The sequence below is a fragment of the Microseira wollei NIES-4236 genome, from assembly GCF_020521235.1.
Lineage (GTDB): Bacteria > Cyanobacteriota > Cyanobacteriia > Cyanobacteriales > Aerosakkonemataceae > Microseira > Microseira wollei.
Map to the genome: position 1 here is coordinate 1 of NZ_BLAY01000219.1, position 14,470 is coordinate 14,470.

16 protein-coding genes, 1 tRNA gene and 3 pseudogenes are annotated in these 14,470 nt (G+C 46.9%); 12 read left to right on the plus strand and 8 right to left on the minus strand.

The features are described 5' to 3' along the window. Window positions 1-118: 118 nt before the first annotated feature. Window positions 119-349, minus strand: a complete 231-nt coding sequence (locus tag MiSe_RS42265) for a hypothetical protein (protein WP_226592137.1) — start codon at window positions 347-349, stop codon at window positions 119-121. A 349-nt stretch (window positions 350-698) separates the two neighbouring features. On the opposite strand from MiSe_RS42265, the pseudogene ltrA reads away from it, so the two are divergent. Continuing rightward, window positions 699-2,487: pseudogene (ltrA, locus tag MiSe_RS42270) on the plus strand (group II intron reverse transcriptase/maturase); the annotation flags it as partial. Window positions 2,488-2,583: 96 nt separating this feature from the next. Here ltrA and MiSe_RS42275 read toward each other — a convergent pair. From MiSe_RS42275 to MiSe_RS42295, 5 genes are all read right to left on the minus strand, one after another. Beyond that, complete coding sequence (locus MiSe_RS42275; protein ID WP_226592139.1) at window positions 2,584-3,819, minus strand: ATP phosphoribosyltransferase regulatory subunit; 1,236 nt, start codon at window positions 3,817-3,819, stop codon at window positions 2,584-2,586. Beyond that, complete coding sequence (locus MiSe_RS42280) at window positions 3,819-4,829, minus strand: J domain-containing protein (RefSeq protein WP_226592141.1); 1,011 nt, start codon at window positions 4,827-4,829, stop codon at window positions 3,819-3,821. Before MiSe_RS42280 ends, MiSe_RS42275 begins: the two co-directional genes overlap by 1 nt. 83 nt (window positions 4,830-4,912) lie before the next feature. Continuing rightward, window positions 4,913-5,755: an inositol monophosphatase family protein gene (locus MiSe_RS42285; protein ID WP_226592143.1), complete on the minus strand. Its 843-nt coding sequence runs from the start codon at window positions 5,753-5,755 to the stop codon at window positions 4,913-4,915. 2 nt (window positions 5,756-5,757) lie between these two features. Then, a complete protein-coding gene (locus MiSe_RS42290) occupies window positions 5,758-6,288 on the minus strand; it encodes a thermonuclease family protein (protein ID WP_226592145.1) in 531 nt (176 codons plus the stop codon). Beyond that, window positions 6,278-6,646: a 2Fe-2S iron-sulfur cluster-binding protein gene (locus MiSe_RS42295; RefSeq protein ID WP_226592147.1), complete on the minus strand. Its 369-nt coding sequence runs from the start codon at window positions 6,644-6,646 to the stop codon at window positions 6,278-6,280. Before MiSe_RS42295 ends, MiSe_RS42290 begins: the two co-directional genes overlap by 11 nt. Window positions 6,647-6,856: 210 nt before the next feature. Here MiSe_RS42295 and MiSe_RS42300 point away from each other — a divergent pair. From MiSe_RS42300 to MiSe_RS42310, 3 genes are all read left to right on the plus strand, one after another. Then, window positions 6,857-6,943, plus strand: a tRNA-Ser gene (locus MiSe_RS42300). Window positions 6,944-7,131: 188 nt separating this feature from the next. After that, entirely contained in the window at window positions 7,132-7,776 is a 645-nt protein-coding gene (locus MiSe_RS42305; protein WP_226592148.1) for an Arm DNA-binding domain-containing protein, read from the plus strand. 34 nt (window positions 7,777-7,810) lie between these two features. Next, window positions 7,811-8,350 (plus strand): tyrosine-type recombinase/integrase, encoded by a 540-nt coding sequence (locus MiSe_RS42310; protein WP_264196945.1) that lies wholly within the window; start codon window positions 7,811-7,813, stop codon window positions 8,348-8,350. 112 nt (window positions 8,351-8,462) lie between these two features. Here MiSe_RS42310 and MiSe_RS42315 read toward each other — a convergent pair whose 3' ends face one another. Beyond that, a complete protein-coding gene (locus MiSe_RS42315) occupies window positions 8,463-8,684 on the minus strand; it encodes a hypothetical protein (RefSeq protein WP_226592150.1) in 222 nt (73 codons plus the stop codon). 117 nt (window positions 8,685-8,801) lie between these two features. Here MiSe_RS42315 and MiSe_RS42320 point away from each other — a divergent pair, with 117 nt between their 5' ends. Then, a complete protein-coding gene (locus tag MiSe_RS42320) occupies window positions 8,802-11,609 on the plus strand; it encodes an NACHT domain-containing protein (protein WP_226592152.1) in 2,808 nt (935 codons plus the stop codon). A 35-nt stretch (window positions 11,610-11,644) separates the two neighbouring features. On the opposite strand, the gene MiSe_RS42325 is transcribed toward MiSe_RS42320, so the two are convergent. Further along, entirely contained in the window at window positions 11,645-11,878 is a 234-nt protein-coding gene (locus tag MiSe_RS42325; protein WP_226592154.1) for a hypothetical protein, read from the minus strand. Window positions 11,879-12,154: 276 nt separating this feature from the next. Between MiSe_RS42325 and MiSe_RS42330 the strand changes: the two genes are divergently transcribed. The 7 genes and pseudogenes from MiSe_RS42330 to MiSe_RS42355 all read left to right on the plus strand — a co-directional run. After that, window positions 12,155-12,367: a hypothetical protein gene (locus tag MiSe_RS42330; RefSeq protein ID WP_226592156.1), complete on the plus strand. Its 213-nt coding sequence runs from the start codon at window positions 12,155-12,157 to the stop codon at window positions 12,365-12,367. Beyond that, window positions 12,364-12,492, plus strand: coding sequence for a hypothetical protein (locus MiSe_RS51610; protein WP_264196947.1), 129 nt, complete (start codon window positions 12,364-12,366; stop codon window positions 12,490-12,492). Before MiSe_RS42330 ends, MiSe_RS51610 begins: the two co-directional genes overlap by 4 nt. Window positions 12,493-12,508: 16 nt before the next feature. Beyond that, window positions 12,509-12,733 carry a helix-turn-helix domain-containing protein gene (locus tag MiSe_RS42335; RefSeq protein ID WP_226592158.1) on the plus strand — a complete coding sequence of 75 codons (225 nt, stop codon included), beginning with the start codon at window positions 12,509-12,511 and terminating at the stop codon, window positions 12,731-12,733. 302 nt (window positions 12,734-13,035) lie between these two features. Then, window positions 13,036-13,230 (plus strand): annotated as a pseudogene (locus MiSe_RS42340) (plasmid partition protein ParG); the annotation flags it as partial. Between the two features lie 60 nt (window positions 13,231-13,290). Further along, window positions 13,291-13,542, plus strand: a complete 252-nt coding sequence (locus MiSe_RS42345; RefSeq protein ID WP_226592162.1) for a UPF0175 family protein — start codon at window positions 13,291-13,293, stop codon at window positions 13,540-13,542. Continuing rightward, the gene (locus MiSe_RS42350; RefSeq protein ID WP_226592164.1) at window positions 13,535-14,020 is read left to right on the plus strand and encodes a PIN domain-containing protein; all 486 of its coding nucleotides are present in this window, start codon (window positions 13,535-13,537) and stop codon (window positions 14,018-14,020) included. Before MiSe_RS42345 ends, MiSe_RS42350 begins: the two co-directional genes overlap by 8 nt. Before the next feature lie 132 nt (window positions 14,021-14,152). Further along, window positions 14,153-14,470, plus strand: a pseudogene (locus MiSe_RS42355) (Uma2 family endonuclease); the annotation flags it as partial.

The window sequence follows — 14,470 nt, forward strand, 5'->3', positions numbered from 1 at the left end:
ACCTTTCAACTCAGTTTAGTACCCATGACAAGGGTCGATTTGGAGAGGAGCCGGATGAAGGGTAAACTTTCACGTCCGGTTCTGAAGCCCAGCATGGGGGGTGACTCCCATGCTTAGGTTAACGGAGTGTGTGCGATTCGTTCATCCTAAATGAGTAGCAATACTCAGGGACGGATGGCAAGGTGAGAACCTTGACAACTTGATAACCGTGAAGGTGAAAGTCCTTCTCTCCAGGTGCAGGAGTTAAAGCATTACCCCAAAGGTAGCGACTAGCCATCAATCCGTAAAGCGGGGTGAAAAGGTGGTAAAGCTGGTAGCCTAAGCCGGTTCCCATCGAGCAAGAACTCATGGACAGCGCCAGCAAAGATACGCCTAAATTGTCGTCACCGGGAACTAGCCAAATAAGGCTGATAGGCTAGAGCCAAAAGGCAAAGGATAAGGGACTGGCGGCTACACTTCCGACCAGTTAGCACTCCCAATAAACCCGGCAAAGAGTATCGTCCTAAAAGTTCAGACCAACGGTTATCAGGAACGAAGAAACCCCTTTGTATACTCTCAAGATGGTCGATTCTGAGTAGGTGCTAACCGGATGTTGCAAGGGGAAAGATTGTCTAAGAAGCTAACGCCCAAGGTAATGCTTGGGATATGCAGACGTAGACACGATGTTTTGGAATGAATAGGAACAAGTAGCAGTCAATATGTCTAAAGCACGGAATCAAAATCTGATGATGGAATGGAAAGACATTCCCTGGCAAAAGCTAGAAAAAAAAGTCTTTAAGCTGCAAAAGCGCATATTCAAAGCCTCGCAACGTGGAGATGTCAAGGCAGTTAAAAAGCTCCAAAAGACATTGATGAAATCCTGGTCAGCAAAATGCTTGGCTGTTCGTCGAGTCACACAAGATAACCAAGGAAAGAAAACTGCTGGGGTAGACAAAGTAAAATCTCTCAAACCAGAGCAAAGAATGGAATTGGTTAACAACCTCAAACTATCCCGCAAGGCCAAACCGACGAGAAGGGTCTGGATTCCCAAGCCCGGAACGCAGGAAAAACGGCCTCTAGGGATACCAACGATAACAGACCGCGCCCTACAAGCGCTGGTAAAACAAGCACTAGAACCCCAATGGGAAGCAATATTCGAGCCAAACTCAATGGGATTTAGACCAGGACGCTCAGCCCATGATGCAATCGCGGCAATCTTTGGTGCAATTAGCCGCAAAGCCAAATACGTGCTAGACGCGGATATAAGCAAATGCTTTGACCGTATCAACCACAACAAGTTGCTAGAAAAGCTCAATACGTTCCCCTCCGTTAGAAGGCAAATCAAAGCTTGGCTCAAATCTGGCGTGCTGGATAATGGAGAGCTATTTCCCACAGAAATGGGAACACCGCAGGGTGGGGTGATTTCCCCACTCCTGGCAAACATTGCACTTCACGGACTAGAAGAGGAAATCAAGAGATATGCCTCCACTTTACCAGGAAGAAAAAAAGACAATCAAAAGGCTCTCAACCTCATCAGGTATGCAGATGACCTCGTTGTCCTGCATCCAGAACTGGAAGTGATTGAGCAATGTAAACAGCTAATTGAGAACTGGCTAGCAAACATGGGTCTTGAGTTGAAACCCAGTAAGACCAAAATCACTCACACCCTACATAAACATGAAGCGAGCAAGGGATTCAACTTCTTAGGATTCACAATCGGGCAATACCTCGTAGGAAAAAACCAATCAGGTTGTGATACTAAAGGTGAAAAACTGGGATACAAAACAATCATCAAACCAAGTCAAGAAAACATCAGTCGCCACCAAAAGAAGCTGGCTAAAATCATCAAAACCCATAAAGCGTCCTCTCAGGATGTCCTGATTGGTGAATTAAACCCAGTAATTAGAGGTTGGTCGAATTACTTTTCCACGGTAGTAAGTAAGGATGTTTTCACCCGTCTAGATTCATGGCTTTATCAACAACTGCGTAACTGGGCCCAACACCGCCACCCACACAAATCGCAATACTGGATATCTAGCAAATACTGGGATTGTGACAATACGGGGTGGTTCTGAAGAACCACAGGGGATAACGCCGTCCGTCTATCAGAACATGATAAAACCCCTATTGTAAGGCACATCAAAGTTCAAGGAGAGAAATCTCCATACTAGGAGATTGGATTTATTGGGGAAAAAGAATGGGGCAACACCCGGAAACGAACAAAAGAGTGGCAACACTACTCAAGAAACAAAAGGGTAAATGTGCAGAATGTGGACTGCACTTCCGGGAAGGAGATGTTTTGGAAATAGACCATAAAGTTCCTCGTTCTCAGAAAGGGAAAGACGAATACCAAAACCTACAACTCCTCCATAGACACTGCCACGATGTCAAAACGGCTAGAGATAGCGCGATGTGTGTTTGACAAAACACCAGAACATCGAGGAGCCGGATGAGGTGAAAATCTCACGTCCGGTTTTGAAGACCAGCAGGGCTGGTAACAGCCTTGCTGAGTTTAATCAATACTACAATAATGGGCATCAGGTCGTGAGCGAAATGTTAAGGATTAAGCGAGATAAGTAGAGAATTGGCTACTTATTACTCGTCTCAGAAAAGTTGCTCAATTTCCGATGAACCATCAGCTTTGACCCAGATAATTTTGCCAATTTGACGGCGACGGGCGTATTCGCGAATGGCATCGGGTGGGCGTCCTCCCAAGTCTAGTTCGACGCGGACTAAATTAGCCTCAGAACGCAGTTTTTGGGCGCAACCAATTGCAGCGGCGTCAGCTTGAGATGTTTGGGGGACGACTAAGAAGTCACTTCTGGGAATTTGGCGGGGAAGTTGCCCAGTTGGCAGCAAAATTTGGTACAGGTCTTCGATATGGAGACAGAAACCGATACCGGGAACATTTTGTCCTTGGGGGTGATAAAGTTGCAGCAAGCGATCGTAGCGCCCGCCTTGCCCTAGTATGCGCTGTCCGGTTTCGCTTTCGCCGACGACTTCAAATACGATGCCGGTGTAGTAGTCGAAGGTTTGAATTAAACTCAGGTCGAGGATGATATTTAAAGAATCCCCATGACCGGATGCATCGCTTAAGCACTCTTGGAGTAATTCTACGAGAGATTTAAGGTTGGAGAGCGCTTCTTGCCCGGATGGATCGAGTTCTAGAGTACCAACTTGCTGGAGGATGTCGGCGGGGCGTCCGCGCAAATCTAGAAGGAATAGCGCCCGCTCTTGCAATTCTTCAGATAAGGGAAGGGTTTCTAGGGTAACGCGATCTAGGTGAGCGATCGCGCGCCTAATTTTATCTTGCAACCCGGATGGAAACGGGGCAAGAAGACTGCGCGTCAATTCTGCTTCGCCCAAAATTAAATGCCACTTGCTTAACTCCAGACTTTTCAAACAATCTGCCAGCAACAGCAAAATTTCTGCATCGGCAACCGTTCCCCCGCCGCCGATCAATTCTACCCCAGCTTGATAGAATTCTTGCTGAGAACTGTAACTGTTTTCTTGAGCCTGTCGAAACACATTGGCATTGTAATAGAGGCGCAGCGGATAGCTAGCACCCGCCATGCGAGTCACAGCTGCCCGCGCAATAGAAGCGGTTAATTCCGGGCGCAATCCCAGACTTTCTTCTTCTCCATCTTGTACTTGAATCACCGTTGAACGGTTGATTGCACCGCCAGCCATTAGCGTATCCAACCGTTCGATAGTTGAAGTAATAATGCGGTGATAGCCCCACCCGTGAAACACTTGTTGCAAGCGATTTTCGATCCAGCGTTTTTGGGCGACATCGAGGGGCAATAAATCTCGCGCACCTGCTGGTGGTTGATGTACCATTATTTTTTCCCACCAAACAAACCAAAGAAACCGCCTTTGGAGTTATCGTCGGGTTTTTTCTGAGTTGTTTTCCCCTGAGTTTTCTCCTGGGTTTTCCCTTGTGGTTTCTGCGTTGGTTGAGGGTTTCCCTTCACGGCGCGCATCGCCACTTGATCGAACTCTTTCTTAGCTTCCACCACGGTTGGATCTTGGGGATTTAATTTTAAAGCTTGTTGCAGGTGAATTTTTGCCATTGTTGCCTGATTTTGTCGCAAATAAGCCCTTGCCAATAAACCGTGGCAGCGGCTACTATGGGGTTCCAATTTGAGCGCGTCTTTCAACTCTAAAATAGCTTTGGCGAAGCTATTTTTTGCCATATATTCTTCAGCGCGACGGCAGTATGGTTCCGTCGGGGAAACGGGTTCTGCCTTTTGTTGTTTGGGCGGGGCAGGGGGGCGGGAGCTGACGGTTGCGCTGGGTGCTGGGGCGGGAGTGGGCGTTGCAGCTTTGGCAGCAACGGCGACTGCGGGTTGCGGTGCAACAACTCCACCCCCAGTTGCTTTTCGCATCAAGTAAACCAAGTTCAATTCGCTAATTTGAGCAATCTTTTCCACAACTTGGTCGATTGATTCGTATTCGGTTTCTGCTAACTTTTGCAGTATAGTTTTGTACTCGTGTTCCCAGTTATTCGAGCGTTTTAACTGCTTAGCCGTTTCACTTGTGACTTCAAGCTTATCCCTTTCTTCCTGTAGGCGCTTTCCCATGCGTTGCAAAAGCGCGTTATGTTCGGCGCGACTCTGATCCTTAGACAGTTGTTCGTAGGCTGGGTTTACCAATTTAGCAAACAACTGACTCGCTTGCTGTTTAGCCGCTTCGCTTTCCGATGCACAAGTGTCGGGATGCAACCGGCGCGATATTTTAATATACCTTTTGCGGATAACGCCTGGGTCTGCATCGAATGGTAACCCCAATACTGCGTGGTGGTCGCTGAAATCAAACTTGAATAATCCTCGTTCAATATCAAAAGACATACTGCCCTATCTTACCTCCGGGGGTGTTGATATCTAGTGTACTTTGCCACTGCAATACGGGGTACAAGCCCATTGCAGTTAGTTTACCTTTTAACGAGCGGATTTTCCCATCCCGTCAAAGGACTTACCCGTCCCAGTTCAGTACTAATGCTGTCGTGAATGTAACCGTTGGTTGCCAGTATTCTTCCTGAACGAAGCTGCAAGGGACTACCATCGTAGGCAGTTACCTTGCCACCAGCTTCTTCGACCAGCACTACTCCCGCCGCGATATCCCAAATGGAAATCCCTCTTTCCCAGTATCCATCCACACGTCCCATCGCGACGCCAGCGAGATCGAGGGAGGCAGAACCGCTGCGTCTCACGCCTTGGGTAAGATGGGTCAGGTGACAGAACTCTGCATAATTATTATCTGCTGTTTCCCGGCGGTCGTAGGCAAAGCCGGTTACCAATAAACTTTTGTTCAGTTCGGTTGTTTGGGAAACGCGGATGGGATGGCGATTTTTTGTTGCCCCTAAACCTTTGGCGGCGCGATATAACTCGTTATGGAAGGGGTCAAAAATAACGCCCATGCAGGGAATTCCAGCAAATAAAAGTCCGATTGAAACTGCAAAAAACGGGTATTGATGGGCGAAGTTAGTCGTTCCGTCTAAAGGATCGATCGCCCAAAGGTATTCGCTTTCTGTTGTGCCTAATTGCCCCGATTCTTCTGTCAGAATGGGTTGGTCGGGAACGTGGCGTCTCAGTACATCTAAGATGGCGACTTCGGAAGCTTTATCTGCTGCGGTTAATAAATCTCCCGGACGCCCTTTTTCTTCTATTTCTTCTAGTTTTCCCAAATAAGTTTGCAAAATTGCACCAGCAGCAAGCGCCGCTTCGGTGGCGATGTCCAATAAATTTTGCAGTTGGGTGGAGGTGGGTAGATGCATGGTTATCGATTTTGACGGCGGAATTCGCTGGGGGATTGGCGCATGGGTTTTTCTGGATTCCAAATCCCTAATCCCATGAGTCTAGCCCATTCTTGGGCCTGTTCTAGACGTTCGTCGTATTTGGTGGCAAGACTTCGCGGCTGAAACAGCGCCCACCCTTCTGCTACCATCTGTTGGTTGAGCAGGATGCCTTTTTTCCAGACGTAAGCGAGTTTACGGTCAAAGCTGTCTTTGGTTTCCACGTCGGACTCTAATAAAACGGGTTCTTTTCCCACTAATTCCTCGAGTCGCTGTTTCGCTTGAGGTCCCCAAGGTCGCTGTTTGAGATCGGGTGCTTCGATGCCAATTAAACGCACCCGCTGGATCAACGTAGGTTGATCGCCGACTCCCGTCACTTCTAAAGTTTGTCCGCTGACAACTTCCGCCTGTACCGTTGGACCAATAGGTTGAGGCGCTTTCTGACAACCCGAAACCAGCAGCAGACAACAGAGAGTCAACAGCAAGCAGGGAATGATGTCGATTCTAATCTTCATCCAACGGCAATCCAACGCGGACTTTCCCTTTGCCAAAGTAACGACCAAACTGGAGTTCGTAGACTTCATCCTCATCCTGGGTTTCCACTTCCAAGTCGGAACGGGGATAGCTGACGCATAACAGCGCATAACCTTTCCGGCGCAACTCTGGCGACAGTCCCATCGCCTCTGGTTGATATAATTCTCCAGAAAGCACCCGCACGGCACAACTGGTACAGGCACCGTTGCGACAGGAGTAGGGTAAGTCTACCCCTTGATTTTCGGCGCAGTGCAGGATATATCTATCTTCTGGGACTTCTACGGTATGGTAGGTTCCCTTCTGGCGATTGTGAATTTTAATTTTATGGGAGCTGGGCATTGGCAAAATTGAAGCAACAGGATCTATCTTAAGGTTTGTTTGCTTGCCGGAAAGCTTCTGCAAAACTGGGACTTACAGCCGCGATTCCACGAGACAACAGCTGCAAGGTTGGGAATTCTTCACTATAGTGCTTGCGGTTTTTGAGGAAATATGTCAGAATAGAATTCTGTGCGAAAAATCCTGTGATGGATGATCGAACAGCGCACACCTGGAGAGGTGGCCGAGTGGTTGAAGGCGCAGCACTGGAAATGCTGTTTGGGGGCAACTTCAACGAGGGTTCGAATCCCTCCCTCTCCGTTTCCTACTTTCTCTCAAATCCTTGCTAAATAAGCATTTCAACTAAATTACCCTATCCCCAATTCCCTTTTTCTCTTCCAGCAAACTAGATGGGTTGGGTATTTTTAGCTGTTTTTTAGCGTCGTTTGACTATGATTTGACTATGATTTGACTATGATGGTGACTGGATAGAGTAGTACGTAGTTACCATGTATAGCCAGACAACTACAGGTAAGTTACCTAAAGGTGCCGTCGGAGTACAGTCATTCCAGGGAAGGCTACGGTTACGGCTACCCCGGCAGTTATTTAATGGAAAACAGCAGTATCTGTATCTGGGATTGCCTGACACTACTGTAAACAGGAAAGTGGCTGAAGCTAAGGCTAAGATTATTGAGGCTGATATAGCTTTTGAGCGCTTTGATTACACGCTTGCCAAGTATGGCAAATCCCAACCCAATTTAGCGGTTTTAGAGTCTCCCCAGCCAAAACCCATTCTGAATCTAGCTGAACTTTGGGCAAGATACACCGAGGTTCGCTCTAACGATGTGAGTGAAACTACTCTCAAACTTAACTATGCTAGGGTAGCCAGTCACATCAATAAGTTGCCTACTAAATCTCTAGAAGATGCGATCGCCATTCGCGATTACCTGATTAAACACAATTCGCCATATACAGCCAAACGCATCTGGATTCAACTAAATGCCTGTTGCAAATGGGCTAAAAGAAGTAAGCTCATTGCTGATAACCCATTTAGCGAGATGGCAGAGGATTTCAAATTAAATAACAATCGGGAATCAGAAGACATTGACAGCTTCTCAAAACAGGAGATGGAAGTAGTTATTTCTGAGGAGTGAGAATCATCCTCGCTATAAACACTATGCCTCATTTGTGAAATTTCTATTTTGGACTGGCGCTAGAACTTCTGAAGCAGTTGGTTTGAAGTGGAAACACATTTCACCTGATTTCAGAACAATTACATTCACTGAGGCTGTTGTGAATATATCGTCTCAGGGGATCAGGAAAGGTACCAAAACGAAAAAATATCGCAAGTTTCCTTTGTTTTCACTTCCTAAGTTAATTGAACTACTCAAGAGTATCAAACCTGAAAATTGCGACCCAGAATCTCCGGTTTTTACTTCCTTAACTGGGAAACTCATCAACGCTCACACATTCAATGCTGATGTTTGGAAGGGTTGTAAGCGTCATGGAAAACAGGTTGATGGGATTGTTACAAAGTTAGCCAAAGAAGGCAAGATTAGCCACTATCGCCCACAATACCAAACACGTCACACATTTATTACTCAGCAGGTAGCGGCAGGAAAGAGTAGCACCACAATTGCTCGTTGGGTTGGCAACAGCGCCAGTATTATCGAAAAACTATGGGTTCCACCTCAAGCCGATTATTTCCAGTACCAAGACAACGGTTGATGCTTGTCATCGGGTACTGCGGGAGTTTGTGGGCATTGTTCCGGTCAGTGGTGTGGTTTGATGTGGAGTGGGGCTAGCAAGATGCACACCCCACTAGAGAACGAGAGTTTCGTTAAACCTTGGTCAGGAGTTCGTAGATAGCTGTTTTTGCTTTCGCCGATTTGACTACCCCAGCATCTTGGATATATTGCAAGAGGTGTAGGGCTTCTTCAAGTTTGTTGGTAGCATCGATTACGAGTGGATGGCGAGATACTTTGAGGTCTTTGATCAAGGTGGAGATTGGCTTGTCTATACAAAGAGACAGTTGTTGATGGTTGGATTGCTGTTTCGTCATATCCTTTAGACGTTTGAATCACTACATTTATAGCTTTGCAGTTCCATAGCTGGTCGCTTCCAAACAGAGGTTAGGAAGTTTGTTAGGATTTTCTGTTAGGGACTCGATCGTGTTGTAATGATGGCACGCACTCCAGATTCATCCGAAGAGTTATTTGCCGAAGCCGCAACTAATTGGGATCTGCAAAAGTTATACGAAGACTTAGCCGTTGCCAAGCGAGACTTTGCGCCTCACAAAAGACGGGGACTCACAGAGACAGAAAAGAAACATCTGCGTGGATTACTCTGTGGCTACAGTCCTGCTGAAATGGCTGAAAAGCTACATAAAAGTTCTAGAGGAGTGGACACCGACCTATGTATCACGATATATCGCTACGTTGAACAACTGACCGCACAACCACCCAGTACTAAAACAAAGTGGTGGAATATTCGTGAATGGTTGGAACAAAGAGGATACAAAATACAGGTATCTGATGCAGTTGATGGTGAGAAGGCGATCGCATCTTCTCCTTCAGACGATATAGAGGCAGGAGATCCGGTTGATATTGCGGCTCAATACGATCGCCTGATTCGTTTAGAGGAACTGAAGCGAGAATCCAGATCGTGGTGCATAGAGCGGTTTCGGATTGCTGTCTCCAGTAAAGAGGAAGCTGTGAGTCTTGCTGATGACCTTTCAATTGGATCGCCTCCCTCCAACCTAAAACTTGACCCTGGAAAAGTGAGTCTTGTGGTTGGAGAATTGGGCATTGGCAAGACATTGATTGCACAACGTCTCTTTCAGCAAGCAATCCAACAAGCACAGGAAAGTACAAATACTGCTATACCTGTCTACCTGGAATTGCGGGAATGGCGACAGGAAAAATCCCTGAAAAAAGCTGTAGAAGCTGCTGCCGATGGCTTGGGCAATCCCAAAACTCAAGGTGCGATCGTGATTCTTGACGGACTCGATGAAGCAGAAACCAGACTTGCCAGTCAAGTTCTCAGCGAAGCTCATCGTCTCGTTTACGAATGGGATAACACGACTGTAATCGTTACCAGCAGACCAACCCGATACACCGATGAGGTTCAAGAGAAAATCTCAGTCCCCTTGTTGTCTGAAGCGCAAGCTTATGCCCTGATCGAAAGAGTCTCCAAGCTGCAAATGACTGCGATGATCTGTTCGGGTTGGACTGAAGCTATCAGAGATGCTATTCGCCGCCCTCTGTTTGCCCTAATTGTAGCGAGGTATCTGCGAAGGGCGGATGAAAAAGCTCCGCGCTCAAAAGGAAAACTATTATCGTGGCTTGTTGAAGACGCACTAGAAAAAGTAAAAGCAGACTACAGTAATTGCGAGCAACTGCTGAAACGACTGGCAATGCTGTCCGTCGAGTGTGGAGGCGGTGGGATTCGCACTACTGATGTTGCACCTACAAAAGATGCACTCAAGCCACTTTTAGATTCCAGGTTGGTTGTTGAGCGTCCCAGAGGAATCATTTCCTTCCCTTTGCCGATTTTAACTGAGTGGTTTGCAGCGCAAAGCTTAGCAGACGACCCATCGAAGGTAGAAAATTTTGTCAAAGATCCTTGGCAACTAGAGAATTGGCGATATCCTCTGACCATTGCTATAGCAACTTGTGGTCACGAGCGAGTGTCAAAGCTATTAGTGCCGATCGCAAAAAAATACCCTGCGTTTGCTGCCGAAATTGTGCGCGAGGGAACTACACGTTGGGGAGATGAAGAGGTATCGCTGCCATCACCCCGCAAGTGCGGACAGCAAATTCAAACAGCAATGCAAGCTTGGATCGAGGGAATTGGTTCGCTGGCTGAACTCATCGCTCCAATCCGGCAAGATGGTACAGTTAAACCCATTGGTGTGCGGACAGATGGTGCGAGGCTCGAAGCAGCCTGGTATGAAGGTAGTGAAAATCTACAAAACGTAGTCGATTTGCCCCTGGATTGGAAGTACCCTGACTCGCAGGAATGGTACAAATGGACTAGCGGCAGGAGTTCCCGACCAGGACATGAGTCAGCTTGGGCTTGGCGTTGGACACTCGATGAACTCGTCAAAAACCTTTCACGACAACTAGAATCCCCTACATTGTTAGTTGATAGCGAACCACTCATTCGCGAAGCTGCGTGGCGAGCAGCACTTGCCATTGTCAAATATCGACCAAATTCTAAGTTGACCAAACTCAAGTGGTGGGAACTTGACGAAATTCCCCTAACCCACATTGAGGAAACGCTCTTTGAAATTGAAGCACAAGCTAAGTTAAATAGCTACGTTATCCTGCCCGATCTAGGCAGTTCTTTGAGAACTAAGGAACAACAATACTATCTCAAACAACTGAGAACAGAGGTAAACCGTCTTCAGAGTTTGGGTGAGTCTGCATTGCACAATCCCTGGCCTGGTTCCGATCGAACTCAGGGTGAATGGCTTTGGGAAAGGTACAGCCTTGAGCGACTGCGTATCCGTGCAGAAAAGGTTTATAAAGGAGCGCTTGATGCTTACCAGTTAATTGTTAATACCTGGTTTAAGCAACTAACTCCGGGAATGCGGATAGCAGCAATGTTACCAGCTCGTCTTGTCGGTGCGATCGCACCATCTCCTCCCAATCCAGGGCCTTTTGGCAGTCCTCCATACTTTGATTGGTTCCTAGAAGCATTACCAGAAAACGCACAAAATGAGGTTGAGATTGCTATCAACGAACATTGTCTCCTTCTTGTTGAAACTCACAGGGAGCGGATGGATTTTGCTTCCAGACAACTAAGCTTGTTACGTCCGAATTCAGCTGTATGGATAAGAGATGTACCTTACGAACGTATATCTTCCGTCCAATTTTTTCCTTCCCACAGTCCTGCTACGGCTTTAGCTTACTCTTGGTTGCGGGAGGATCTAACAAGGATTTTTGGTTTTGGCAGTTTTCGTCATCACATTCGTTTGGGGTAGGAAAGCAAGGATCAAACTCGCCACCCCAGAGAAATTCAGGATGCCCAAGCGATCAGACTGCCTTTGAGACTGGCATTGAGCTGGCGGATCAGGGTAGCAGCCAAGTTTTCTAGTTCTTGTTCTTCAAGACGCATTCTTCTGGCATCACTTTCGCGATCGCAGAAGTTGCTCAACTTGTCGATTAAATCCGCGATCCCAAAGTCACTAAGTGCTTTCTGATAGAGAGGTGAGCGATCGCATCGGCATCGATCGCTTTCTGAGTCTGCCACTGGCTGCTCGCTGTACGCTGTTACAACGATTTATTTACCTCCTAAAACTCTAACAATTGGACAAAAGCAGCTAATTTATCAGCTTTTAAGCGGTTTTTAGACATAAAACTCTTCTACCCAAGCCTGTTTGGTTCTATTTCGTTCTAGATTTCTTGGGCGTTTTTGGTCTTGGCTGTCTGGTAGCAACAGGTACGTTACCTGTCAATAAGTAGCGTAACGAAAAAGCAGAGCAACAAGGGTAATTTTGAGGAAGGTAACTTCCTTATAGATACTTGTATGCCCTCTAGCAAACCCCGCATAACTCTATATATGGACTTTGACGACATGGACTGCCTAGAACAGTGGGCTAAAGACGAGTTTCTCACTGTCGGGCAATTAACCAAGGTGATAGTCAAGAGGGCGATCGCGGAATATGGAAAACAGTGCGAAACCCAAACAGAACCCCCTCACTCGCGCAAAACCAACAAAAAGGGCAAACAAGAAGAATGAACATCTCTGAAATTGCCTTACTGCCGCTGCCAATTGCGATCGCGCGGCATATTTACTTGTGTAAGAAGTTGGAGTCTGTTGCCTTGTGGAGCGCACAGTGCAACCATGCAGCAACTTTCCTGTGAATTCGGGAGTAGCAGGATGGCTATACTCAACCGAATTCGTGAATTCGTGGATCAAAGAGGACTGAAGCCTTACCGCTTCTGGAAGCAGACTGGCTTAAGTCGAGCCACTGCCTATCGGTTGTATAGCGATCCGTCTTACGTTCCTACAGGGGATGTGTTGGATAAAATCTGCCAAACGTACCGCATTCAACCAGGCGAGTTGCTGATCTGGGTGCCTGATGAAGAGGAAAGTACTCAATAAAGCATGAGAGGGACTTTCCCGTGAATTTCTCGCTACCCCACACAGGTTGTATGTGCGGTGTTGGTTCGCTATTCGATGCAGCATCCGGCATAGTATATAACCGATTACTGCGTTCAAATTCTCGAAAGTCTTCCATAGCAAAGGTTTCTACGGTTTCGTTCGATTCGGTGCAGCGCTGTTATTGTCTGGGCGCTGCACTTATCTGTCTGGTCTTATAGCACAATAGCACAATAGCACAAGTACACAAAAGCCAAACTAGACACAAAGATTTTTAGCAATGAGATGATGTAGGAGAAACTTATGAACTTGAGTCTGTGTCAGAAGCCGAAAAAGAAGTGTTTATCAGGGGTCGCGTTCCTGAATCGGTCAGAGCGCGCTTCAAAGCGACCTGTGCTTTACGAGGACGCGATATGAGCGATGTCTTAAGAGAATTAGTAGAACAGTGGTTAGCCGATCACGAAACGTCTGCACCAACTAGAGGAAAGGAGAATAAATGAATGCGATCGCAACAGTTAGACTAAATTCAGCAGTATGACACTCTTGCATTTAATACGACTATGACTGAAATTACCCTATCTCTACCAGAGGAAACATTACTGGCGCTGAAGTTAGAGCCTGAGCAATTGGGGGAAGAGATGCGTCTAGCAGCAGCAATTAAGTTCTATGAGTTAGGTCGGCTTTCCTCTGGGATGGCGGCAATGTTTGCAGGAATTCCTAGAGTTGTTTTCCTCAGTAAGCTAGCGGACTACGGTGTGGACACCTTTCGCTTCACAGAAGCGGAGTTAATTGAGGATTTGGCGAATGCCTGAGATTATCAGTGATACTTCGCCAATTCAGTATCTTTATCAAGCAGGCTTACTGGACTTACTGCCTAGACTGTACGGACAAGTTATTTTGCCTCAAGCCGTTGCAGATGAACTTGCTGAAGGTCGAAATCTTGGTGTGTCGCTTCCCGATCCGGTAGCACTATCTTGGCTGATTCTGCGACAAGCTCAAGATTTAACTCCTTTAGCCTCGGTTGTGAATGTTTTGGGCGCAGGGGAGCGAGAAGCTTTGGCGTTGGCGTTGGAAATCCCTGATTCAGTCGTGCTACTAGATGATGCCCCTGCTAGACGGTATGCCCGCACGTTGGGAGTTAAATTTACAGGAACACTTGGTGTGCTTTTGAAAGCTAAGCAATCTGGTCATTTAACAACTGTGCTGCCAATTCTTGACCAGCTTGATAGCCTTGGTTTTCGGCTCGATTCAGTCACTCGCGCATCCGTACTAAAGCTAGCCTGCGAATGAGCAGAATCTTCTCTATTCTTTTCCCACCTCCTTCCAAAGTGCCAAACTAGAAGCAGCGATGCGGAAACATCTCAGGAGGCTCCGATTGTGACAATCTCCACCGAGAAAAAGGTTTGGACGGATGACGAATTTATGGCTTTGTCCGAAGACGGATATCGCTATGAGTTGGTGAATGGGGAACTTGTGGATATGGGCAATTCAGGAATGGAACATGGTGGAATTGGCTCATTGTTAGGTGGCTTTCTGGCAATCTACGTGCGAGAGCATAAATTGGGAATTGTCTGCGATTCCAGTACAGCTTTCACTTTGAAGAATGGGAATAAGCGATCGCAGTCCTGTTTCTTTTGTGGCGAAAGAACGACTTAAGGGTTTAAAGCGTCCCCCACGCGGTTTCTTTCAAGGTTCCCCCGATCTAGCTGTTGAAATTCTTTCACCTAACAATACGGTTGA

Coding starts and splice junctions, on each gene's coding strand:
- MiSe_RS42350 (WP_226592164.1), top strand. CDS start 13,535: ATGCCTGAGATTATCAGTGATACTTCGCCAATTCAGTATCTTTATCAA.
- MiSe_RS42330 (WP_226592156.1), top strand. CDS start 12,155: ATGCCCTCTAGCAAACCCCGCATAACTCTATATATGGACTTTGACGAC.
- MiSe_RS42345 (WP_226592162.1), top strand. CDS start 13,291: ATGACTGAAATTACCCTATCTCTACCAGAGGAAACATTACTGGCGCTG.
- MiSe_RS42320 (WP_226592152.1), top strand. CDS start 8,802: ATGATGGCACGCACTCCAGATTCATCCGAAGAGTTATTTGCCGAAGCC.
- MiSe_RS51610 (WP_264196947.1), top strand. CDS start 12,364: ATGAACATCTCTGAAATTGCCTTACTGCCGCTGCCAATTGCGATCGCG.
- MiSe_RS42335 (WP_226592158.1), top strand. CDS start 12,509: ATGGCTATACTCAACCGAATTCGTGAATTCGTGGATCAAAGAGGACTG.
- MiSe_RS42265 (WP_226592137.1), bottom strand. CDS start 349: ATGAGTTCTTGCTCGATGGGAACCGGCTTAGGCTACCAGCTTTACCAC.
- MiSe_RS42285 (WP_226592143.1), bottom strand. CDS start 5,755: ATGCATCTACCCACCTCCACCCAACTGCAAAATTTATTGGACATCGCC.
- MiSe_RS42290 (WP_226592145.1), bottom strand. CDS start 6,288: ATGAAGATTAGAATCGACATCATTCCCTGCTTGCTGTTGACTCTCTGT.
- MiSe_RS42315 (WP_226592150.1), bottom strand. CDS start 8,684: ATGACGAAACAGCAATCCAACCATCAACAACTGTCTCTTTGTATAGAC.
- MiSe_RS42280 (WP_226592141.1), bottom strand. CDS start 4,829: ATGTCTTTTGATATTGAACGAGGATTATTCAAGTTTGATTTCAGCGAC.
- MiSe_RS42295 (WP_226592147.1), bottom strand. CDS start 6,646: ATGCCCAGCTCCCATAAAATTAAAATTCACAATCGCCAGAAGGGAACC.
- MiSe_RS42305 (WP_226592148.1), top strand. CDS start 7,132: ATGTATAGCCAGACAACTACAGGTAAGTTACCTAAAGGTGCCGTCGGA.
- MiSe_RS42275 (WP_226592139.1), bottom strand. CDS start 3,819: ATGGTACATCAACCACCAGCAGGTGCGCGAGATTTATTGCCCCTCGAT.